The sequence below is a fragment of the Tenacibaculum jejuense genome (assembly GCF_900198195.1).
Classification (GTDB): Bacteria; Bacteroidota; Bacteroidia; order Flavobacteriales; family Flavobacteriaceae; genus Polaribacter; species Polaribacter jejuensis.
On record NZ_LT899436.1, the window covers coordinates 558,631 to 582,213 of the forward strand.

A 23,583-nucleotide genomic window follows, 5' to 3' on the forward strand; every position below is an offset into this window, starting at 1 on the left:
ACCAATTATAAATGAAACAATTAACCTCATTAAAATTAACGATAGCAGTAATACTGCTATCGTGTAATTTCTCCGTAGCCAAGGCTCAAGAGTTATACGAATTATCTCAGAAAGAAAACTTAAAAGTTAAAAAGCTAGAACGCTTAGGAGAAAAATATTACGAAACTCATAGTAAAGGTAAGGGCAGCGGATTTAAATTATTCATGCGAAACTTGTATTGGGCAAAACGTAATCAAGATGCAAATGGTCGTGTAATTAGTGACAGGCAAGTTGTAGATGAATGTGAAAAATTTAACAAGCAGTACAACACAAAAGAAATTCAATCTAGACAAGCACGAAATGTGAGTGGATGGAAAGAATTAGGGCCATTTAACTGGACTAGAACTAGGAGTTGGTCTCCAGGTTTGGGTAGAATAGTTTCTATTGCTGTTGAACCAAATCAACAAAACATTATTTACGCAGGTTCACCTGGTGGAGGTATTTGGAAAACTACAAACGGAGGTTCTTCTTGGACACCCTTAGGAGATAATATGACAAACATGTCTATTTGGTCTATAGCTATAGATCCAACAAATTCTAATACTGTTTACCTTGGGAATTCTGCTGGACAAATCATGAGATCTACTAATGGAGGTTCATCTTGGTCGCAAATTTATAGAGTAAGCGGAACACCAAGAAGAATTTTAATTCATCCTAATGGAAATACAATTTTTATAGGAACTTCTAGAGCGCTATATCGTTCTACAAACAAAGGAGCTAGTTTTTCTTCAGTATTAAATGCAAATTCAGAAGACGTAGAATTTAAACCAGGAAATACAAATGTAGTTTATGCCTGCGGAAGTAGTTTTTATAAATCAACAAATGGAGGTGCTTCTTTTAGTAGAATTACCAGTGGTTTAAGTCGAACAGAACGTATGAAAATGGCTGTAACTCCTGCAAATCCAAATATGGTGTATTTAGTACAAAAAAGAGGTAGTAGTTTTGGATATATATACAGATCTACGAATAGCGGATCTAGTTTCTCTACAAGATCAAGTTATCAAACACTTTCTACAAATGATGTGTATTTTACACAAGCTTCAAGAGATATGGCAATCACAGTTTCAAATACAAATGCAAATGAAGTTCATGTTGGAGGAATGGATTATTCTAGGTCTTTAGATGGTGGAGTTTCATTTACAAAATTAGCATCATGGAGCAGTCCTGGAGATCGCTCTTATGTTCATGCTGATATCGAAGTAATGCAATATATCAACGGAACTATTTATGTAGGTAGCGACGGTGGAATCTTTAGAAGTTCAGATCGTGGAAATAATATGCGCGATTTAACTCAAGGAGGATTAGCTGTTCGTCAATATTATAGAATAGGAAATTCAGCAACAGACGCTAATATGATTGTTGGTGGAGCGCAAGACAATGGAACTAATATTATGAGAGGTTCTAGCAGACAATTTGTTGAGTGGTTAGGAGCAGATGGAATGGAATGTTTTATCGATCATACCAATAGAAATATTGTTTATGGAACTGTTCAGTTTGGTAGCTTGTATAAAAGTACAGACGGTGGAAACAGTATTGGAAATATTAGTAAGCCAGGAAATTTTAGTGGAGAATGGGTAACACCATTTACGATGGATCCTATTGATAGTAGAAAAATCTATGTTGGATATAGAGATTTATACAGAAGTAATAATGGTGGAAGAAGTGGAAGTTGGACTAATATTACCTCAAGAATAAATGTTGGTGGTAATTTAGATGAAATGGCAATTGCTAAATCGAATAACAACTACATTTATATAGCTCAAGAAGGAAGAGTTTGGAGAACGAAAAACGGACAAAGTAGTAATCCGACTTGGACCGAAGTAAGTAATTTTAGAGGTGATGTAAACTTTATAGCTGTCGATCCAAATAATCCGGAAAGAGTTGCCATCGCTGCTACAGGTTCTAGAGTATATATTTCTACAAATGCAGGAAGTGATTGGACAAACATCAGAAGTAATTTGCCAAATATTGCTGCTCAATGTTTAGTGTTTGATGATACAAGTAAAAATGGTCTTTATGTTGGAATGCAATCTGGTGTTTACTACACGAATGATAATTTGAGTTCTTGGGTTTCGTTTTCTAAAAATCTTCCTGGTGTTCAAACTACAGATTTAGAAATTCACTATGGTACAAGAAAACTTCGTTTGGCTACATATGGAAGAGGTATTTGGGAGTCTGATTTGTACAGTGAAGATAATACAGATACTGAAATTACAGCTCCAAGCGATTTAGTTGCTTCTTTAAATGAAAGAAATGTAACATTAACATGGAAAGATAATTCTAATAATGAGTCAGGATTTACAATTCAAAGAAATGACGGACAAGGGTTCAGTAGAGTAGGATTTATAAACGATCAAACTACATATACAGATGAAAATTTGGCTGACGGAACTTACACTTACAGAGTAAGAGCTTATAATGGAACTGATTATTCAGATTTTTCTAATACAGTAGAAATAAAAGTAACAATTACTGATAATACAATTACTCCTCCAAGTGATTTAACTGCTGCATTAACTGATAAAAATGTAACATTAAGATGGAAAGATAATTCTAATAATGAATCAGGGTTTACAATTCAGAGAAACGACGGACAAGGATTTAGTAGAATCAATTTTGTAAATGATTTAACAACTTATACAGATGAAAACCTTGCTGAAGGAACTTACCAATATAGAGTTAGAGCTTATGATAGTTCTGATTATTCAGATTTTTCTAATGTGGTAGAAGTTAAAGTGAATGATAATTCAAACGAACCAGACATTAAAGAAGATTGTATTGGTTGTGTAGTTTACGATACCAATAGTGAAGAAACTACTAATGCAGATCATTCGAAGGAGAAAGCTGCGGATGGAGATCCAAATACTTACTGGCATTCAAATTGGTACGACGATAATACATCACATCCACATTTTATAGCGATAGATTTAGGAAAAGAAAAAGAAGTAGTAGGATTTTCGTATCAAGGTCGCCAATCAGGAACTACAGGAATGGTAAAAGAATATATTCTTTTTGGATGGGATGGAAGTAATTGGAAACAACTTTCAACAGGATCATTCCAAAAATCAACATTAAAACAATCGGCAGATTTTGAACAATTCAAAACACGTTATTTATATTTTAGAGCACTTTCTGAAGTAGATGGTAAACGATGGGCTTCTGTTGCAGAGTTTTCTGTAAAGTATATAGATTCACCTGAAGAAGCTGTAAGTCAAGATTCAAAAACAAATGAAATAGCTCCAAGTGTAGATTTACAAGACTTTGGGGGAATTAAAGTGTATCCAATTCCTTTTAAAGATAAACTTATTGTAAAAGGAATTCCGTCTCTTAAGTCGGTAAGAAACTTAAAGTTAATTGGAGTAAATGGTAAAGTGTTACCAATTGCAAAAGTATTTGATGGAGAGAATTTGATTATTAATGTGAATACAGTTTCAACAGGATTTTATATTCTACAATTTGAAGATAGTAAAAAATTAAGATCAATTAAAGTATTTAAAAAGTAAAGAAAAAAAGCCTCAGTAAATATACTGAGGCTTTTAATTATATCTTTTTGAGAATTTTTTTCTCAACTTTTTTAGGTTTTTTTTGAGGTCTTTTATTTCCAGGAAACACTAAAGATGTACTCGAAAAAGTAGTTCCAAAATTTACGTGTGCATAATATACTTGACTTACAGCATCATAAACTTGATCTTCGGTTAACTCTTTTAAAGGATGAATAAATACAGACCATAAAATATTATCGGAAATAGCATATTTAACATCTAAAGCAGTATGAAAATTAGCCATTAAAGAAGCTGTTTTTAATTCTTCATTTAATTTATCGCTTTCCCCAATCGGAGAAATAATTCGCATTCTATTGTGAGTAGAGTCTGCTATGGCAATAAAAGGCACATCTTTAATAACGAAACGCCATTGAGGCTTTTGACTGATAATGCTGTCACTAGCTCTCTCTAATATAGTTCCTAATTTAGTAAGTGTCATTTCTTGCGCCGACATTGATAAGGAAAATATTAAAGTTAAAATCAATGAAGTATAAAGTTTTTTCATAAGTAAAATTTACTTCTTTGACGATTAAAATACACTTTCCTTACATTCTTTTGAATAGAAGAACTAATCGTTTCTATTCTGACTTGCAGCCATTAATCGCATTGCCCAATATAATAAAGTTGCTAAAGAACCAATAGCAGCAACTAAGTACGTTCTTGCCGCAGCTTTTAAAGCATCTTGCGCACCTGCTAATTCTTCACGAGTAACCATGTTTTTATTTTTTAACCATGCTAAAGCTCTGTTACTAGCGTCGTATTCAACAGGTAAAGTTACAAAGCTAAATAGAGTTGCAACTCCAAACATAGCAGTTCCGATAGAAAGCGCATAATATCCTAAATTAGAAGTTAGCCCTAAAACTAATCCTGCCATGATCAAAATATTCGAAAACTTAGATGATATACCAACTAAGGGAACTAGATTAGATCGCATTTTTAACCATTTGTAAGCACGAGCATGTTGTACAGCATGTCCAACTTCATGTGCAGCAACCGCAGCAGCAGCAGCATTTCTTTCGTGATAAACGACATCACTTAAATTTACAGTTTTATTTTGAGGGTTATAATGATCAGTTAAACTACCTGGAGTAGAAATTACTTTAACATCATAAATTCCATGATCATCTAACATTTTTTGAGCTATTTCAGCACCACTCATTCCATTTCGTAAACGAATGTTAGAGTATTTTTTAAACTTTCTTTTAAGAGAACTGCTTACCAAACTACTGATTAAAGCAAAAGCTCCCATTATTACGTAATATCCAAGATCCATTACCATAGTTATACTTTTTTACTTTTAATAATTGTATTCTTTCTTAGTTTGATAAATTTACAACATAAATTATTCCACAATCAAAATGTGGATAAAAAGTTGACAAAATGACAAGTAGACCTAATATTTTATTAGTGTACACTGGTGGTACAATAGGAATGGTAAAAGATTATAAATCTAACGCATTAAGAGCATTTGATTTTAGCCAGATTTTAGAGAAAATTCCAGAGTTAAAGCAATTAAATTGTGAAATAGACACTATTTCATTTGAAGAACCAATAGATTCTTCTAATATGAATACATCTTATTACATAACAATTGCTGAAATTATTGAAGAGAACTATAATAAATACGATGGTTTTGTTGTATTAACAGGTTCAGATACCATGTCTTACGTTTCTTCTGCAGTAAGTTTTATGTTCGAAAATTTACAAAAACCAGTAATCTTTACAGGATCGCAATTGCCTATTGGAGATTTGAGAACAGATGCCAAAGAGAATTTAATTACATCCATAGAAATAGCTTGTGCTTCAGAGAAAGGAGAACCTATAATTCAAGAAGTCGGATTGTATTTTGAATACAAATTGTACAGAGCAAATAGAACAACAAAAATTAACGCAGAACAATTTGAAGCGTTCACATCAATGAATTATCCACCACTTGCAGAAAGTGGAGTACATTTATCTTTTAATAAGCATTTGTTGCTTAGAAATGAATCGAAGAATTCTAAATTAATTTTCAGAAAAAATTTGATTTCAGATATAGTAATACTGAAATTATTTCCAGGGATTACACCAAAAGTTGTTGAAGCTATTGTTAATGTTGAAGGTTTAAAAGGACTAATACTTGAAAGTTATGGTTCTGGTAATGCTCCTACAGAGTCATGGTTTATTGATTTGATAGCTAAAACGATACAAAAAGGAGTGCGAGTAGTAAATGTTACACAATGCAGTGGAGGAAGTGTGATTTTAGGTTTGTATGAGACGAGTACAGACTTAAAAGATATGGGGATTATAAATGGAAAAGACATCACAACAGAGACTGCAATTGCAAAAATGATGTACCTGTTGGGAGAAGATTTATCTGATCAACAATTCAAGTATTATTTTGAAACTCCATTGCGAGGTGAGATTTCGTAAATTTATCTTAATTGAATTATTGTTTCCATTAAAAAGACAAAGTATTTTAACAATAACCGTTAATTTTCTTTACTGAACCAACATTTTTTTGTTAATTGGCAGTCTGAAAACTTGGGGTACATATTTTTTAACAAAAAAAACTAAAATTATAGTAATTTGTACGCCAGTTTAGACAATTTAAAAATTTGTATTTTTAACACGTTAACTATTTAAATTAATTATAACAAAATGAAAAAAGCAGTAAATGTCCTAACACTTACAGGAATTATGTTCTTTGGGGCTATTCAATCAACTTTTGCTCAGGAAGTTGAAAAAACTTTCCACCAAGAATTAAAACAACGTTTTATTGAAGGAGATCCTAAATTCATGGGGATTGTTTTAGTTACTTTAATATTAGGTTTAGCTATAGCAATAGAAAGAATTATCTATTTAAACATGGCAACAACAAATACTAAGAAATTAGTAGCTAAGGTTGATGACGCTTTAAGTTCAGGTGGTGTAGAGGCTGCTAAAGAAGTGTGTAGAAACACAAAAGGACCTGTTGCTTCAATCTTTTACCAAGGTTTAGAAAGAGCAGACGAAGGATTAGATGCTGCTGAAAAAGCTGTAGTTGGTTATGGAGGTGTACAAATGGGATTATTAGAGAAAAACATCTCTTGGTTATCTTTATTTATCGCTTTAGCACCGATGCTTGGTTTCATGGGAACGGTTATTGGTATGATCGATGCCTTCGATAAAATTGCAGTAGCAAATGATATCTCTCCAGCGGTAGTAGCAGGTGGTATTAAAATTGCACTTTTAACTACAGTATTTGGATTAGTAGTAGCAATTATCTTACAAATTTTCTATAACTATATCGTATCTAAAGTAGATAGTATAGTAAACAACATGGAAGACGCATCAATTTCTTTAATTGATTTGTTAGCTAAGTATAAAAAATAATAAAGTTAGCAAATGAATAATAAAATATTAACACTATTAGTAGCTATTATTTCGGTTGTAGGCTTCGGTCTTTTTATCAACGTAATGATGACAGATTCAGAAGACAAAGTAGCTATGTCTGATGCATCTAGCCCTATAGTTACCTTCGGTATAGTAATACTTATCGTTACAATGGCGATTGCAGTATTAGCCTCTATATTAGGAGTAGCTAAAAATCCAAAAGCACTTAAGAAAACTTTATTAGGTTTAGCAGTTCTTGGAGTGATTTTATTAGTTTCTTCATTAGTATCTGATTCTAGTCAAGTTTTAGATGCAAATAAGGAAGTAATTGCAGCAGAAGGAAGTTCTGTTTCAAAGTTAACAAGTACAGGAATTTGGTCAAGTCTTATCCTTTTAGTAGTAGGAGGAGCATTCTTTGTATTTGATTTATTCAAAGGATTAATTAAATAATAAAGAATGGCAAGAAGAGAAAACCCAGAAATTAATGCAGGTTCGATGGCAGATATAGCCTTCTTGCTACTTATCTTTTTCCTTGTAACAACAACAATGGATGTTGATTCAGGTATTTCTAAAAAATTAGCTGAAAAACCTCCAAAAGATTATGATCCGCCAAAAATTAAAGAGAAAAATATCTTTCAAATAAGTATCAATAGAAATAATGACTTATTTGTTGACGGTGATGTTTTAGAGTTAAAAGATTTGAAGAGCGCTGCGCTTAAATTTATCGACAACGGAGGAGGAATAGGAAATCCTTTACCAGGAGCAGATAAAGGTACTGAGTGCGATTATTGTGGAGGTGATAGAAATCCTGATTCGTCAGATCACCCAAACAAAGCGATTATATCTATTGAAAGTGACAGAGCTGCCGATTACGGTACATATGTAACTATTCAAAACGAATTGTTAAGTGCTTATTCTGAATTAAGAAATAAACTATGCAAGAAAAAGTATGGTATGTCTTTTACAGAATTAGAAGAAGCATATAAGAAAACTGGTCGTAAAGATGAGGAGTTAAAAAAGAAGGTAGAAAATATCAAATCTAGTTACCCTCAGATTATTACTGACTTAGATTCTGATGATAGTAATTAAATTATAAAACATTGAATTATGTCTAAATTTAAAAAGAAAAAATCAGGTCAACAAGCCATATCAACTGCCTCTTTACCAGATATTGTTTTTATGTTATTATTCTTCTTCATGGTAACAACAGTAATGCGTGAAACTGATCTTAAAGTAGATAGTCCACGTTTACCAAGTGCTACTGAAGTAAAGAAGTTAGAACATAAAAGTTTAGTAAGTACTATATATGTAGGTAGAGCTAAAGATACAGACAAATGGGGTTCTAAGTATAATAGAATTCAATTGAATGATAAAATAGCTACACCAGATGATATACCAGCTTTTATTTTAAATGAGCGTCAACAAGTTTCTGAAAAAGAAATTCCTTTTATGACGACTTCAATTAAAGCTGATAAAGAATCAAATGTAGGTACGCTTACAGATATTCGTTTACAATTAAGAGAGGTAAATGCACTTAAATTGAGTTTATCAACTCAAAAAGGAAGTAGCATTAAAAAATAAGAAATATTATTTCTAAATAGTTAAAGAAGAGCAATAGTTATATTGCTCTTTTTTAGTTAAAACTAATTTGATTTTTATGTTAAAATATCTTCTTTCAACTTTATTGTTTTTCGTTAGTTTTTACATGTCTTTTTCGCAAGTAGATTCACTTAAAATTGGAGACAAATATTTAGAAGATCAACTGTATTTGGGGGTAAGCTATGATATTATGTTAAACCAGCCAAGAGGAACTAGTAGTACAGGATTTTCTTATAGCTTATCCGTAGGTTACATTAGAGATATACCTTTAAATAAAAGAGGTAATATTGCGATTGGAGTTGGTGCAGGTTATGGTTTTAATTCTTTTAATCATGGAATACAATTAGTTAATGATAATACAGTTCAATTAGCAGAAAATATCACGTCAAATAAATTAACACTTCACAACCTTGAGTTTCCTATTCAGTTCCGATGGAGAACATCAGATGCTATTACCTATTCTTTTTGGAGAATTTATACTGGTGTAAAAATGACTTATAACCTTAATAATCTTTTTAGTTATACCGAAAACGAAAATATAGTTGAATTTAGTAATGTTCCTATATATAACAACTTTCAAACAGGTTTAGAGTTATCAGCTGGTTATGGTACGTTTAATTTCTATATGTATTATGGTTTAACACCAGTGTATAATAATACATTTATAAATAGCCGGAGTGTAGATTCTAATATTCTAAAATTCGGAGTTATTTTTTATCTCTTGTAATTTAATTACAGTGTATAATAAGCTATTAATTGACAGCTAAAACCTAATAAAAAGCCTAAGTAAACTTCTTTAGGAGTATGAGCTTTAAGATCAAGTCTTGCCGTTGCTAAAAAACCAGCTAAAAGTGTGAAAATTAAAAGTAGCGGTAGCAATGAAATATTATATATTAATTGTAGTATAACAAAAAAACCTAAAGCACTTCCTGTAGAAAGTAAATGTAAACTTGTTTTAATTTTTAAAAAGAATATAAAATAAACAATTATTAAAGCTAAAAGCGTTCCATAAAACAAAAAAGAAAGTTCATTTACGATTGTATATTGTCTAAAGAACTTACCTAAGAATAAGAATATACAAGTCATTAAAAATAACGGTATTTTACGCTCTTTAATAGTGCTTACTTCAAAAGATTTAATTTTCCCTATCAATTTTAAAAAAATCAGTAAAAACATAGGAAAAATGTATGTAGAGATAAAAACTGTTACAAAAAGATACAACTGTTCTCTTACAGAAATATGATGAGGAGTAATTATAAAATACGTTAATATTCCAATAGTTGGCATAACTACTGGATGCAAAATAGTTGATATTGCTTTTTGCCAGCTCATTAAATTTCTTTTCTTAAACGAGCCACAGGAATATCTAGTTGTTCTCTATATTTAGCTACAGTTCTTCTTGCAATAGGATATCCTTTTTCTTTTAAAATTTTAGATAGTTTTTCATCCGTTAAGGGTTTACGTTTATCCTCTTCTGCAATTACATTTTCCAAAATCTTTTTAATCTCTCTTGTAGAAACATCTTCTCCTTGATCATTTTTCATAGATTCAGAAAAGAAGTCTTTAATTAATTTAGTTCCGTAAGGAGTAGATACATATTTACTATTTGCAACTCTAGACACAGTAGAAACATCCATATTAATTTGATCTGCAATGTCTTTAAGAATCATAGGTTTTAGCTTACGTTCATCACCGGTTAAGAAATAATCATACTGGTAATGCATTATGGAGTTCATGGTTACCAATAATGTTTGTTGACGTTGCTTAATGGCATCAATAAACCACTTTGCAGCATCTAACTTTTGTTTGATAAACATTACAGCATCTTTCTGAGATTTACTTTTATCTTTTGAACTCTGATAGCCTTTAAGCATTTCGTTATATTCTCTAGAAACATGCAATTCAGGAGCATTTCTAGAGTTTAAAGTTAGCTCTAATTGTCCATCTAAAATTCGTATTGTAAAGTCAGGAACAATTTGTTCAGCTATTTTATTATTTCCAGCGTATGAGCTTCCAGGTTTTGGATTTAACCTAGAGATTTCACCAATCACTTCTTTTAATTCTTCTTCAGAAATATTGAATTTATCTAAAAGCTTCTTGTAATGTTTTTTTACAAAATGATCAAAAGCACTTTCCAAAACTTTAATAGCTAAAGCTCTACTTTTAGTTTCAGTTTTAGACTTTAATTGAATGATTAAGCATTCTTTTAAATCTCTAGCTCCTACGCCTATAGGGTCTAATTTTTGAACTACTTCAGTTAGAATTTTCAATACTAATTCTTCAGAAGTAAAAACGTTTTGCGTAAATGCTAAATCATCTACTAAATCAATTATTTCACGTCTAATGTATCCGCTATCATCAATACTTCCAACCAAAAATTCGGCAATAACTCTCTCTTCATCATTAATTCTAAATGTATTTAATTGATTTTTAAGTGACTGATGAAATGTTGTTCCTGCAGCATAAGGAACTTGTTTTTCTTCATCATCTGAAGAATAATTATTGCTCTGTGTTTTATAACTTGGATACTCATCGTCGCTTAAATACTCGTCAATATTAATATCTTCAGCATCTATTTTTTCATTCCCAGTATCATCAAATTCTGCTTCATTACTTAAAGTATCATCAAAATTATCAGTTTCTTCTTTTCCAGTATCTAATGCAGGATTCTCTTCGATTTCTTGTTTTAAACGTTCTTCGAAAGCCTGAGTAGGTAATTGTATTAACTTCATTAATTGAATCTGTTGTGGAGACAATTTTTGAAGTAATTTATGATGTAAACTTTGCTTTAACATAATTACAAATATATGAATTCGATGAAAAAGAAAATCGCCATTCTTATGGAAGAATGACGATGATCTTGTTAATATATCACTGTAGAATTAAAATTCTGCGTTTTGTGGTGTTCTAGGGTAAGGAATTACGTCTCTAATATTACTCATTCCAGTTGTAAATAAAACTAAACGTTCAAAACCTAAACCAAATCCAGAGTGAACAGCCGTACCAAATTTTCGAATATCTAAATACCACCATAATTCTTCTTCAGGAATATCTAAAGCAGCCATTTTTTCTTTTAGTACATCTAAACGCTCTTCTCTTTGAGATCCACCCACCATTTCTCCAATTCCAGGGAAAAGTACGTCCATAGCTCTTACTGTTTTTCCATCTTCATTTAAACGCATGTAAAATGCTTTAATTTTCGCTGGATAATCAAATAAAATCACAGGACATTTAAAATGCTTTTCAACTAAATAACGTTCGTGTTCTGATTGTAAATCTGCTCCCCATTCATCAATAAGATACTGAAATTTCTTTTTCTTATTAGGTTTACAGTTACGTAAAATATCAATAGCTTCTGTGTAAGAAACACGTTTGAAGTTATTGTCTACAACAAATCTTAACTTTTCTATTAAAGACATTTCACTTCGCTCAGCTTGTGGTTTTGTCTTCTCTTCTTGTAAAAGTCTATTTTCTAAAAACTCTAGATCATCTTTACAGTTATCTAATACATATTGTAAAACATATTTAATAAAATCTTCCGATAAATCCATGTTTGCATCTAAGTCATTAAATGCAACTTCAGGTTCTATCATCCAGAATTCAGCTAAATGTCTAGTTGTATTAGAATTCTCAGCTCTAAACGTAGGTCCGAATGTATATACTTTACCTAATCCCATGGCATAGGTTTCAGCTTCTAACTGTCCAGATACGGTTAAGTTAGTTTGCTTACCAAAGAAATCTTGACTGTAATCTACTTCACCTTCTTCATTCAATGGAGCTTTATTCGTTTCAAAATTAGTTACTCTGAACATTTCTCCAGCTCCTTCAGCATCTGAACCAGTAATAATAGGTGTGTTTACATAATAAAACCCATTTTGCTGAAAATATTGATGTACAGCAAAAGAAAGCGCAGAACGCACACGCATTACCGCACTAAACGTATTAGTTCTAACACGTAAATGAGCTTGTTGTCTTAATAACTCTAAAGAGTGTCTTTTAGGTTGTAAAATAGTTTTCGCAACTTCATCTGGATCAGCATCTCCTAAAATTTCAACATTAGTTACTTGAACTTCTACAGATTGTCCTTTTCCTTGACTTTCAACTAGAGTCCCATTAATAGAAACAGCAGCGCCTGTATTAATTCTCTTTAATAAAGCTTCATCTGTATTTTCAAAATCTACAACACATTGAATGCTATTTATAGTAGAACCATCATTTAATTGAATAAAACGATTACTTCTAAACGCTCTTACCCAACCTTTAACATTTACTTCTTGAAGAAGCTTTTCTGAAGCTAATAATTCTTTTACGCTACTTGTTTTCATCTTTTAAAAAATTGAGGAACAAATATAATTTATTAGAGAGAAATTACAATAGTGTTTTATGACTACTTACCGAAGAAGAAAAAAAATACAAGAAGTTATAGTTTTAAAAGCTTTTTTAAAAAGATATTTAAGAGAGTGATAATAAGTTTAAGTTTTGATTTTCAGTGTGTTTTAATTAATTTGATAAAAAAGAGACGATTTTTCAATATAATATTTGAAATAGTTAAAATATGTGTGATTAATTTGATAATTATTTCATAATATTGGGGCATATAATGTATAGAGATAAACTTTAAATGTTTATCTATTCAATTTAAAACAAAGGTTCTCTTAATTGAGGGCCTTTTGTTTTTTATACGATCTCCAAAATACCCAATACTAGGTATTTACTTCCTTAGTTTACAAATGTAGTTTTGATGAATTAAAGAACTTACATATGAAAACAAAATTACTTTTACTTCTTTTTGTTGTGATATTTTGGGGGGCGCAAGGCCAAGTATCGCAAGCAGAAAGAGAAGCTCTAATAGCATTTTACAATGCTACAGATGGAGATAATTGGACAAATAACACGAATTGGGATACTGATCCTAATGGTACTTCAGATGTTTCTACTTGGCATGGAGTAACTGTTTCAATCGTGAATGGACAGCAACATGTAATTCGCTTGATACTAAATGACAACAATGTTGTAGGAGAATTACCTGATTTCAATGGTTTTTCAGAGTTAAGACGCTTAGAATTGGCAAAAAATAGTATTACAGGAGAATTACTAGTGACTAAATTTCCAGAAAATATGGAAATTATTCAGTTAAGAGAGAATAATTTGTCTGGTGCTTTTCCTGATTTTACTCGATTCAACAATTTAATTCTTTTAGTATTAAATGAGAATATGCTTACGGGTGTAATTTCAGAAGATTTATTTCCTGTTGGAGTGTCTACCATAAGTATAGGAGAAAATCCTATGATATCTGGAACACTAGATTTTTCTTTATTTACTCTCGGAGCCATCAATATTAAAAATACAGGTATTAGTTTTCTTAAAATACCCAGTACTATTTCTTCTCCAAACAGTATTAATATTTCTGAAACTCCAAATCTAGCTTACTTAGAAGCTTTTAATCCTAATAGCTTTATAACATTATCGAGTTCTCGTTTCGATTTAGGTCTACGAATTGTAATGCATGATCAGGCAGATAGAACAGCATTGCCTAATTTACAAGAAAGAGAAGTATTAAAAAAGTTATTTATAGATGATAATTATACTTATGGAAGCACAGTAAAAAATGGAGTGAATGATAATGAATGGATTGCCATGAAAGTTATAAATGGTGAAACAAGAGTAACTGAAATTCATATTGCACAAAAAAATATTAATGATGTGATGCCATCTGATATCAACGTGTTTACAGAGTTGTTTTATTTAAATTTGACAAGTTATGGTTTACAAGGTATTGCTCCTGAATTAGGAAGCCTATTAAAACTCGAACAACTGTACTTGAATGGCAATTTAATTTCTTCGTTACCTGAAGATTTTTATGATTTGGTGAATCTAAAAATATTAAATGTTAGTAACAACCAAATTCCTTCACTGTCTGATCGTTTAGGAAACTTAACAGCTTTAGAACAACTTAATTTTAGTTCTAATAATATTGATGAAATTCCTAGTTCTGTTGGGAACTTAGTCAACATGAAAACTTTACAGTTTCAAAATAATCAAATTACATTATTACCACCAGAGTTAGGTAATCTTACATTACTAACTTTAATGCGAGGTTTTAACAACGAAATTGCTAGTATTCCTTCAGAATTTGGACAGTTAACATTACTACAATTTTTAGATTTATCGTCAAATAGCATTTCAAATACACCAGTAGAATTTTCAAACCTAACAGAGTTAGAAACGCTATATTTAAATAATAATGATTTACAGGTAATTGCAGGTTTAGGTGGTTTTACAAAATTGAAATTTTTAAGACTACATGAAAATAGATTAGGTGAAGATAATGCGATTTTTGATACTAAACTTCCTGCTAATATTGGTGATTTATCATTACTACAAGAGTTAACACTTCATGATAACCAGTTAAAAGAATTACCAAATACTATTGGCAGCTTAACATTGTTGTCAGAATTACCATTACAGAATAATAGGTTAGAGAGTTTACCTACTGGAATAGGAAGTTTAAGTGGACTTAAAATATTAAAATTACAGAACAATCAATTAACGGCATTACCTGTAGAAATTGGAAATTTATCTTCTTTAGAAGATTTAAATATTACAAATCAAACAAGTGCTAATGCTGGAACAATTTATCATCTTACAAGTTTACCAGCTACTATAACTAATTTAACAAGTCTGAAAAATTTCGAAGCAAGTTCAAATCGTATCGAAGGTGATATAGATTTAAGCAACAGTTTAGCTTTAGATTATCTGGGATTTTTTGGTAACCGTATAAGTGGATTAAAATTAGGGAAAGCTCCTTTTTCTATACAGACAACATCTAATCCGAATTTAAGTTGTATTGAAGTTCCCTCTGATCAAGTGAATAATTGGAAAAGTACAGCTCTTACAAATAGTATTATAAGTATTGATAATGGAGTAGATTTTAGCGATAATTGTTCAGGTTTTAGAGTGCCGCAATTAGAGCGTGAAGCTTTAATTGCATTTTATAATGCTACAGGTGGAGGTACAGATTGGACAGGTCAGTTTTGGAATACAGATCCAAATAGTTTGAGTAATGTTGGAGCCTGGAACGGTGTTACCACAGCAGTTATTAACGGACAAAAACATGTTGTAAAATTAGAGGTAAGAAACTCTCGTTTAAACGGTTTCATACCTTCAGAAATTAAAAACTTAACTGAATTAGTAGAATTAAACTTAGGAGTGTTTAATGGAAGAGGGAATCTAATAGAAATAAAACCAGAAATTGGAGAGTTAACAAAGCTAGAACGATTAGATTTAAGAGGTCATATCTTACCTGCTATACCTACAGAAATAGGAAATTTATCAAGTCTAACATATTTGGATGTTTCCAACAATTCATTAACGAGTTTACCAGCAGGGATTGGTAATTTTACTGTATTAGAAGAGTTAAGCATAACAAGTCAAAATAATGTAAATACAGGTGAGAAAACGTTAACTACTTTACCAGATGAGATTGGTAATATTTCAAGTTTAAAACAATTGTATTTACAAGATAATAAACTAACATCATTGCCAAATACTATTGATGGATTAGTAGTTTTAGAACAGTTAAATTTAGGTGATAGTTCTGGTAGAGGTAATGAGTTATCAAGTTTACCAGCTTCAATAGGAAATCTAAACACTCTTAAGATTCTAAATATAGAATATAATAGGTTAACAAGCCTACCTGAAGAAATAGGAAATTTATCTAATCTAGAAAATTTTAGCATTGCGAACCAAGTTACTTTTGATGGAGGAACAACATACTACTTAACAAGTTTACCCTTATCCATAAACAATTTATCAAGCTTAATAAACTTTAATGCTTCTGGTAATCGAATCGAAGGAGGTGTAGACCTAAGTAACATTATGACTTTAACGTCTCTTAATCTTACCGACAATCGTATTTCTGACTTAAAATTAGGTAAAGCTCCCTTCTTTTCACAATTGTCTAGTAATCCTAATTTAACTTGTATTGAAGTACCTTCTTCAGAAGTTAATAATTGGGAAACAACAGCAGCGACTTCAAGTACAGTAACTGTTGATAATGGCGTTGCTTTTAGTGATAATTGTATAGGATTTAGAGTGCCACAGTTAGAACGTGAAGCTTTAATTGCTTTTTATAATGCTACAGGTGGAGGTACAGATTGGACAGGTCAGTTTTGGGACACTGATCCAAACAGTTTAAGTAACGTTGGTGCCTGGGAAGGAGTAACTACAGAAATTGTTAATGGACAAAAACATGTTGTAAAATTAGAATTAAGAAGTTCTCGTTTAAACGGTTTCATACCTTCAGAAATTAAAAACTTAACTGAATTAGTAGAATTAAACTTAGGAGTGTTTAATGGAAGAGGTAGTTTAACAGAAATAAAACCAGAAATTGGAGAGTTAACAAAACTAGAACGATTAGATTTAAGAGGTCATATCTTACCTACTATACCTACAGAAATAGGAAGTTTGTCAAGTTTGATCTATCTAGATCTTTCTAACAATTCATTAACGAGTTTACCAGCTGGGATTGGTGATTTTGCTGTGCTAGAAGAGTTAAGAATAACAGGTCAAAATAATGTAAATACAAGAGAAAAAACATTAACGATTTTACCTGACGAGATTGGTAATATTACAAGCTTAAAACAATTATACCTACAAGATAATAAATTAACATCACTGCCAAATACTATAGATGGATTAATAGCTTTAGAGCAGTTATATTTAGGAGACGGCTCTGGTAGAGGTAATGAGTTATCGAGTCTACCTGCTACAATTGGGAATCTAAATGCTCTTAAAATTCTAGATATCGAGTACAACAGACTAACAAGTTTACCTGAAGAAATTGGGGATTTATCTAACTTAGAAAATTTAAGTGTTGCGAATCAAGTTACTTTTGACGGAGGTACAACGTATTACTTAACAAGTTTACCGTTATCTATAAACAATTTATCAAGTTTAACAAATTTTAATGCTTCTGGTAATCGAATTGAAGGTGACCTAGATTTAAGTAATCTTCTTTCTTTAACACGTTTAGTCCTTACTGATAATAGGATAACAGGTTTAAAGTTAGGGAAAGCTCCTTTTTCAGCAAGGTTATCTGTAAATCCTAATTTAACTTGTGTTGAAGTTCCTGCTTCAGAAGTCAGTAATTGGGAAACCTCTCCAAGTAATACGGTAAGTATAGACAATGGTGTTGCTTTTAGTGATAATTGTACAGGATTTAGAGTACCGCAGTTAGAACGTGAAGCTTTAATTGCTTTTTATAATGCTACAAGTGGAGGTACAGATTGGACAGGTCAGTTTTGGGGTACTGATCCAAACAGTTTAAGTAATGTTGGTGCTTGGGAAGGAGTAACTACAGAAATTGTTAATGGACAAAAACATATCGTAAGAATAGATCTTTCAAATAGAAGATTAAATGGTTTTATACCTTCGGAAATTAAAAACTTAACTGAATTAGTAGAATTAAACTTAGGAAGGTTTAACGGTAGAGGGAATTTAACAGAATTAATGCCAGAGATTGGAGAGTTAAGTAAACTTACGCGTTTAGATTTAAGAGGAAATAACATCTCAAGTTTACCTACAGAAATAGGAAATTTATCAAGTTTAACATATTTAGATCTTTCTAATAATTCGTTATCTAGTTTACCAGTTGGTATTGGAAATTTTACTGTGTTGGAAGAGTTGTTAATAACTGAACAAAATGATCTCAGTACACGAGAGAAGACATTAGTCTCGTTACCCAATGAAATTGGTAATATTCTTAGTTTAAAAAAGCTAGATTTAAGAATAAATAAAATTAACAGTTTACCAGTATCTATTGGGAATCTGGCAAATTTAGAAGAATTGTATGTTCAAAATAACGAATTAATAGAGTTGCCAACTACCATTAATAACTTATTAAATTTAAAAAATTTAAGAGTAGAATTTAACCAGATATCTGGCGATTTAGATTTAAGTAATCTAACTGTTTTAAATGAGTTAAAATTAGAATATAATACTATTGAAAATTTAAAAATCAATATTGCACCTACAGCATTTGGAAGTTCTAATTTTGGTAGATTTTCTTTATTGAGAAATGCTTGTGGTTGTGTGGAAGTACCAAGTGACGAATTAGTGTCTTGGCAATTATCTGGTTTTAATGAGCAAAACAGCGTTCTAGATAATGGTGTTGTATATTCAGATAATTGTAGTGGTGTTACCAATAATAGTATTTCAGATTTAGAAAGAGAAGCGTTAATAGCACTATTTAATGCGACAGATGGAAATAATTGGAGAAATGACTTAACAGGTTCATATAACGGAGTACTTTGGGATTCAGATATAACTCAAAAAGTAAATGTTGGTGCTTGGTTCGGTGTAACTACAGCTGTGATAAATGGACAAAAACATGTAACTAAAATAGAGTTAAACTCTAATTTACTTAAGGGAGAATTGCCAGCTGAAATTGGAAATTTGAGTCAGTTAAAAATATTTAAAATGTCAAGTAATGCTATTTCACTAATTCCGGCTGAAATAGGAATGTTAATTAATTTGGAGCAGTTAACTTTAAGTAGTCAGATTGATCCAATTACAAATCAGAATGTATTAACTAGGCTTCCTGCTGAAGTAAATAATTTAAGTTTATTGAAACATTTAGATGTCCAAGGAAATGATATTGAAGGAAATTTAGATTTTTCCAATCTCGTAAACCTAACATCATTGCAGGTAAGTTCTAATGAGATTACAGGACTGAGAATTGGTATTTCTCCACAAGTTTTTGATAATCAATTTGATTTTGATGGAGGTTTTTCAAGATCGTTCAGTTTTTCTAATGCATATTTAAATTGTATCGCCGTTCCGCAAACAACAATTTCAGATTGGGAAAATTCACGATTTGCACAAAGAAATCCTGAGATTGTTTGGGGACAAGATTGTACTGCATACAACAATGTTCCGAATGAAGAAATAAATGCTTTAGTTGATATGTACAATTCCTTAGATGGAGGAAATTGGACAAACAACCAAAATTGGACTGGAGTTTTAAATAGGGCTATTATGAATTCACCTTTCAATGCAACTAAATGGCAAGGAGTAACTACAGAAATTGTAAATGGAGGGAAACACATTACTAGAATTAGCTTAAGTAACAATAACCTCACAGGAACTTTACCTGAAAGTTTAGGAGGCTTATCAGAACTAAAATATTTAGATTTAAGCTTTAACAATCTAGAAAATAATCTGCCGCCAAGTTTAAATCAATTAACGCAACTAGAAACATTTTTAATTCCTTTTAATAAGTTGGAAGGAGATATTCCAGATTTAACCAATATCACTTCACTGAATAATTTTAATATTGATAATAATAAGTTTCAATTTGGTGACTTTGAAGATGAATTTTCAATTTACAATACATTTACTCAGTTTCTATATGAAACACAAGCTAATGTTAGCGAAGATGAAACAATTGAGCTGACTGATACAGATTATCGATTAGAAGCTCAAGTATCTGGAAATAATAATGTATATCAGTGGTATAAAAATGGATCGCCAATAACAGGAGCTAATGAAGCTAGTTACGATATTTTGAATCCTTCTTCTGCTGATGATGGAACTTATTATTGTCAAATTACAAACACTATTGTTACAGGATTGACCTTAAGAACAGGAACAGTTACAGCTACATTTGATACTACTTTAAGTATAGAGAATGAAGAGTTGAAGAACTTTATTGTTTTATATCCAAACCCAACGAACGGTATTCTTAATATTGATGTTTCAAATAATATTAGTATAAGAAGATTAGATGTTTTTTCAATAACAGGAGTGAAAGTAAAGTCTATTGATAAGGTAACAGAGAAATTAAATATTCAAGATTTGCCATCAGGAGTGTATATGATCAATATTCAATCAACTCAAGGAAGAATAGTAAAACGATTAATTAAAAGATAAACGATTTTAGTTTAGATAATTTGTATAATTTGGATTGTGAAACAAAAACGCACACTTTTAAAGAAGTGTGCGTTTTTTATGTTATGTCTAATTTTTATATTATTTCTTCTCCTTAGGCGGAAAAATTTTAAAGTTCGTTTCTTTTAATACTTTCTGATTTGCAATTTTTCGCTCAAAAGAAAGTAATAAAGAAGGTAGCAATAATAAGTTAGAAACCATAGCTAGTAATAACGTTACAGAAACTAAACCACCCAAAGCAATTGTTCCTCCAAAACTAGAAATAGTAAATACTAAGAACCCAAAGAATAATACAATAGAAGTATAAAACATACTTACACCAGTTTCCTTAAGAGCAGCATAAACTGCAGGTTTTATCTTCCAGTTGTTTGCTAATAATTCTTGTCGGTATTTTGCCAAGAAATGTATGGTGTCATCTACAGAAATACCAAAAGCAATACTAAAAACAAGAATTGTTGATGGTTTTATAGGAATATCGAAGAACCCCATCAATCCAGCAGTAATTAACAATGGAAGCATATTTGGAATTAACGATATTAAAATCATTTGAGGAGATCTAAACATCCAAGCCATAAAAATTGAAATCAATAAAATAGCTAACGATAAAGAAATTACTAGGTTTTTAATTAAGTAATTGGTTCCTTTTAAGAAAACTAAAGCTTTACCAGTCATAGAAACACTAAACTTGTCTCCTTTAAATTGTTTTTGAATCACAGCATTTAATCGATCTTGAATGATATCCATTTTATCAGTTCCAATATCTTTCATAAATGTTGTAATACGCGCATATCTACCAGTACTATCCACAAAGTTTTTTAGCATTCCAGAGTTACTATTAGAATTCTTTGTATATGCAAAAATGTAACTCTTTTCTTGACTAGTTGGTAATTGATAATACTTCGGATTTCCGTTGTAGTATGCCTGTTTAGAATACTTCACTAAGTTGTTTACCGAAATAGGTTTAGAAAGCTCAGGGAAAGTTTCAATAGTTTCATTTAACTTTTCCATCTTTTTCAATGTAGAAAGTTTCATAACACCTTTTTCTTTCTTCGTATCAATAAGAATCTCTAAAGGCATGATACCACCAAATTCACTTTCAAAGAATTTGATGTCTTTGTAAAATTGTTTACCCTTAGGCATGTCTTCAATTAAACTACCAGAAACTCGTATTTGATATAAACCTATCATACTTAAAATGATAATCACAACAGTAGTTATATAAATATAAATTCGTTGTTTTCTCACCATTCTTTCCATCCAGTCTACTACATTTTCCATCCACCTTTTTTCTAAGTGGTTTAAATGCTTTTTCTGCGGAAGAGGCATAAAACTATATAGAATAGGAATAATTAACAGTGCTAAAATGAAAATACTAATGATATTTATTGAAGCTAAAATTCCGAATTCACGAAGTAATTTACTTTTTACAAAAACAAAAGTCGCAAAACCAGAAGCAGTTGTAATATTTGTCATTAACGTGGCATTTCCAATTTTAGAAATTACACGTTGTAATGATTTTGCTTGATTACCGTGTTTTTTTACCTCTTGTTGATACTTGTTAATTAAAAATACCGCGTTAGGAACTCCAATCACAATGATTAATGGCGGAATTAAAGCTGTTAAAACAGTCAATTCATAACGTAATAAACCAATAAAACCGTAGGCCCACATTACACCAACTATAACTACTAACAAGGTGATAAACGTAGCTCTAAACGATCGAAAGAAGAAAAAGAATATGATTGCTGTAATAAACAATGCGCCTAACACAAATATTCCCATTTCTTCGGAAATATTTTTAGAGTTTAAAGTTCGAATGTATGGCATTCCAGATACTTTAACATCCAAGTTGTTTTCAGCTTTAAATTTTTCTATGGCTGGAATTAGAGTTTCTTCAATAAACTGAGCACGTTCAGGTTTATTTACAATATCTTTTTTTAGATAAATAGCTGTTTGAATTGTTCCTTCATTATTGAATAAAATATTTTCATAAAAAGGAAGTTTCTCAAAAAGTTGAATTTTAATTTGATCTATTTCTTCTTGTTTTGTTGGCTCTTTTTCAAACAAAGGATCAACAACAAACTTTCTTTTTTTACGATCAGCTTTTAGTTTCTTAATATCTGAAATAGAAACTGTAAATTCTACTTCTGGAGCACTATCTAATTCACGAGCTAATTTATTCCAAGAATTGAATTTATCTAAAGAATAAAAAGTACTGTCTTTTATTCCTAGAATGATTAGGTTTCCTTCTTCACCAAAAATTTCTAAGAATTTGTTGTATTGAATATTTGCTTCATGATTTTCTGGAAGAAGATTTGCTTCCGTGTAAGAAAATCGAACGTATTTGGACTGGGTAAGTAAAAGTGCAGTGATAATAACTATAGTAGTTAACACTAGGTAGCGATTTCGTAAAATAAATCCTGCGATTTTAGTCCAAAAAGTCATCTAAAAAAATTTGTGCAAAGGTAAATATTAAAAAGATAAGAAAAATAAAAAAAAGAGTGTTTTAAAACACTCTTTTTTAATTTATTTTGAGAAAAATTAAACAGTCATAATTTCTTTTTCTTTAACAGCTAGTTTTTCGTCAATTTGCTTAACGTAGCTATCTGTTAAAGTTTGTACATCAGCTTCAGCATTTTTCTTCATATCGTCAGAAACATCCACTTTTTTTATTTCATTGTTAGCATCTTTACGTGCGTTACGTACTCCAACTTTTGCATTTTCAGCTTCAGCTTTAGCTTGTTTTGCTAAATCTCTACGGCGCTCTTCAGTTAAAGGTGGTACATTAATGATAATATTTTCACCATTATTCATAGGATTGAAACCTAAGTTAGCCATCATAATCGCTTTTTCAATCTCTTGTAACATGTTTTTTTCCCATGGTTGAATTGAGATTGTTCTTGCATCTGGTGTATTTACATTTGCTACTTGACCTAATGGAGTTTGAGATCCATAATAATCAACTTGTACATTTGCTAACATTGCAGGAGATGCTTTTCCTGCTCTAATGCTTCTTAATTCTTTCTCTAAATGAGAAATAGCATTAACCATAGCTTCTTTAGTACTATCTAAAATAAAATCTATTTCTTCAGTCATCTCT

General features: G+C 30.9%; 15 protein-coding genes. 8 read left to right on the top strand and 7 right to left on the bottom strand.

What is annotated here, in order from left to right:
• Positions 1-11: 11 nt before the first annotated feature.
• Entirely contained in the window at positions 12-3,542 is a 3,531-nt protein-coding gene (locus AQ1685_RS02710) for a discoidin domain-containing protein (protein WP_095069212.1), read from the top strand.
• 37 nt (positions 3,543-3,579) lie between these two features.
• On the opposite strand, the gene AQ1685_RS02715 is transcribed toward AQ1685_RS02710, so the two are convergent.
• Positions 3,580-4,086 carry a hypothetical protein gene (locus AQ1685_RS02715; protein WP_231970238.1) on the bottom strand — a complete coding sequence of 169 codons (507 nt, stop codon included), beginning with the start codon at positions 4,084-4,086 and terminating at the stop codon, positions 3,580-3,582.
• 63 nt (positions 4,087-4,149) lie between these two features.
• The gene (locus tag AQ1685_RS02720) at positions 4,150-4,860 is read right to left on the bottom strand and encodes a zinc metallopeptidase (RefSeq protein WP_394341870.1); all 711 of its coding nucleotides are present in this window, start codon (positions 4,858-4,860) and stop codon (positions 4,150-4,152) included.
• 101 nt (positions 4,861-4,961) lie between these two features.
• On the opposite strand from AQ1685_RS02720, the gene AQ1685_RS02725 reads away from it, so the two are divergent.
• From AQ1685_RS02725 to AQ1685_RS02750, 6 genes are all read left to right on the top strand, one after another.
• Complete coding sequence (locus AQ1685_RS02725) at positions 4,962-5,993, top strand: asparaginase (RefSeq protein WP_095069226.1); 1,032 nt, start codon at positions 4,962-4,964, stop codon at positions 5,991-5,993.
• Positions 5,994-6,221: 228 nt separating this feature from the next.
• Positions 6,222-6,935 (top strand): MotA/TolQ/ExbB proton channel family protein, encoded by a 714-nt coding sequence (locus AQ1685_RS02730; RefSeq protein WP_095069227.1) that lies wholly within the window; start codon positions 6,222-6,224, stop codon positions 6,933-6,935.
• Between the two features lie 12 nt (positions 6,936-6,947).
• Complete coding sequence (locus AQ1685_RS02735) at positions 6,948-7,385, top strand: hypothetical protein (protein ID WP_095069231.1); 438 nt, start codon at positions 6,948-6,950, stop codon at positions 7,383-7,385.
• Between the two features lie 6 nt (positions 7,386-7,391).
• Positions 7,392-8,024, top strand: a complete 633-nt coding sequence (locus tag AQ1685_RS02740) for an ExbD/TolR family protein (RefSeq protein ID WP_095069233.1) — start codon at positions 7,392-7,394, stop codon at positions 8,022-8,024.
• Positions 8,025-8,042: 18 nt separating this feature from the next.
• The gene (locus AQ1685_RS02745; RefSeq protein WP_095069234.1) at positions 8,043-8,516 is read left to right on the top strand and encodes an ExbD/TolR family protein; all 474 of its coding nucleotides are present in this window, start codon (positions 8,043-8,045) and stop codon (positions 8,514-8,516) included.
• A 76-nt stretch (positions 8,517-8,592) separates the two neighbouring features.
• Positions 8,593-9,261, top strand: coding sequence for a porin family protein (locus AQ1685_RS02750; RefSeq protein ID WP_231970239.1), 669 nt, complete (start codon positions 8,593-8,595; stop codon positions 9,259-9,261).
• Between the two features lie 5 nt (positions 9,262-9,266).
• On the opposite strand, the gene AQ1685_RS02755 is transcribed toward AQ1685_RS02750, so the two are convergent.
• From AQ1685_RS02755 to asnS, 3 genes are all read right to left on the bottom strand, one after another.
• Positions 9,267-9,866 (bottom strand): hypothetical protein, encoded by a 600-nt coding sequence (locus AQ1685_RS02755; RefSeq protein WP_095069238.1) that lies wholly within the window; start codon positions 9,864-9,866, stop codon positions 9,267-9,269.
• Positions 9,866-11,329, bottom strand: a complete 1,464-nt coding sequence (gene rpoN / locus AQ1685_RS02760) for an RNA polymerase factor sigma-54 (RefSeq protein ID WP_095069240.1) — start codon at positions 11,327-11,329, stop codon at positions 9,866-9,868. Before rpoN ends, AQ1685_RS02755 begins: the two co-directional genes overlap by 1 nt.
• A gap of 87 nt (positions 11,330-11,416) precedes the next feature.
• Positions 11,417-12,859: an asparagine--tRNA ligase gene (asnS, locus tag AQ1685_RS02765; RefSeq protein WP_095069242.1), complete on the bottom strand. Its 1,443-nt coding sequence runs from the start codon at positions 12,857-12,859 to the stop codon at positions 11,417-11,419.
• 436 nt (positions 12,860-13,295) lie between these two features.
• Here asnS and AQ1685_RS02770 point away from each other — a divergent pair, with 436 nt between their 5' ends.
• Positions 13,296-20,465, top strand: coding sequence for a leucine-rich repeat domain-containing protein (locus AQ1685_RS02770; RefSeq protein WP_095069244.1), 7,170 nt, complete (start codon positions 13,296-13,298; stop codon positions 20,463-20,465).
• A gap of 99 nt (positions 20,466-20,564) precedes the next feature.
• On the opposite strand, the gene AQ1685_RS02775 is transcribed toward AQ1685_RS02770, so the two are convergent.
• Complete coding sequence (locus tag AQ1685_RS02775) at positions 20,565-22,928, bottom strand: efflux RND transporter permease subunit (protein WP_095069246.1); 2,364 nt, start codon at positions 22,926-22,928, stop codon at positions 20,565-20,567.
• A gap of 96 nt (positions 22,929-23,024) precedes the next feature.
• Positions 23,025-23,579, bottom strand: a complete 555-nt coding sequence (frr, locus tag AQ1685_RS02780; protein ID WP_095069248.1) for a ribosome recycling factor — start codon at positions 23,577-23,579, stop codon at positions 23,025-23,027.
• Positions 23,580-23,583: the final 4 nt, after the last annotated feature.

Coding starts and splice junctions, on each gene's coding strand:
- AQ1685_RS02710 (WP_095069212.1), top strand. CDS start 12: ATGAAACAATTAACCTCATTAAAATTAACGATAGCAGTAATACTGCTA.
- AQ1685_RS02715 (WP_231970238.1), bottom strand. CDS start 4,086: ATGAAAAAACTTTATACTTCATTGATTTTAACTTTAATATTTTCCTTA.
- AQ1685_RS02720 (WP_394341870.1), bottom strand. CDS start 4,860: ATGGTAATGGATCTTGGATATTACGTAATAATGGGAGCTTTTGCTTTA.
- AQ1685_RS02725 (WP_095069226.1), top strand. CDS start 4,962: ATGACAAGTAGACCTAATATTTTATTAGTGTACACTGGTGGTACAATA.
- AQ1685_RS02730 (WP_095069227.1), top strand. CDS start 6,222: ATGAAAAAAGCAGTAAATGTCCTAACACTTACAGGAATTATGTTCTTT.
- AQ1685_RS02735 (WP_095069231.1), top strand. CDS start 6,948: ATGAATAATAAAATATTAACACTATTAGTAGCTATTATTTCGGTTGTA.
- AQ1685_RS02740 (WP_095069233.1), top strand. CDS start 7,392: ATGGCAAGAAGAGAAAACCCAGAAATTAATGCAGGTTCGATGGCAGAT.
- AQ1685_RS02745 (WP_095069234.1), top strand. CDS start 8,043: ATGTCTAAATTTAAAAAGAAAAAATCAGGTCAACAAGCCATATCAACT.
- AQ1685_RS02750 (WP_231970239.1), top strand. CDS start 8,593: ATGTTAAAATATCTTCTTTCAACTTTATTGTTTTTCGTTAGTTTTTAC.
- AQ1685_RS02755 (WP_095069238.1), bottom strand. CDS start 9,866: ATGAGCTGGCAAAAAGCAATATCAACTATTTTGCATCCAGTAGTTATG.
- rpoN (WP_095069240.1), bottom strand. CDS start 11,329: ATGTTAAAGCAAAGTTTACATCATAAATTACTTCAAAAATTGTCTCCA.
- asnS (WP_095069242.1), bottom strand. CDS start 12,859: ATGAAAACAAGTAGCGTAAAAGAATTATTAGCTTCAGAAAAGCTTCTT.
- AQ1685_RS02770 (WP_095069244.1), top strand. CDS start 13,296: ATGAAAACAAAATTACTTTTACTTCTTTTTGTTGTGATATTTTGGGGG.
- AQ1685_RS02775 (WP_095069246.1), bottom strand. CDS start 22,928: ATGACTTTTTGGACTAAAATCGCAGGATTTATTTTACGAAATCGCTAC.
- frr (WP_095069248.1), bottom strand. CDS start 23,579: ATGACTGAAGAAATAGATTTTATTTTAGATAGTACTAAAGAAGCTATG.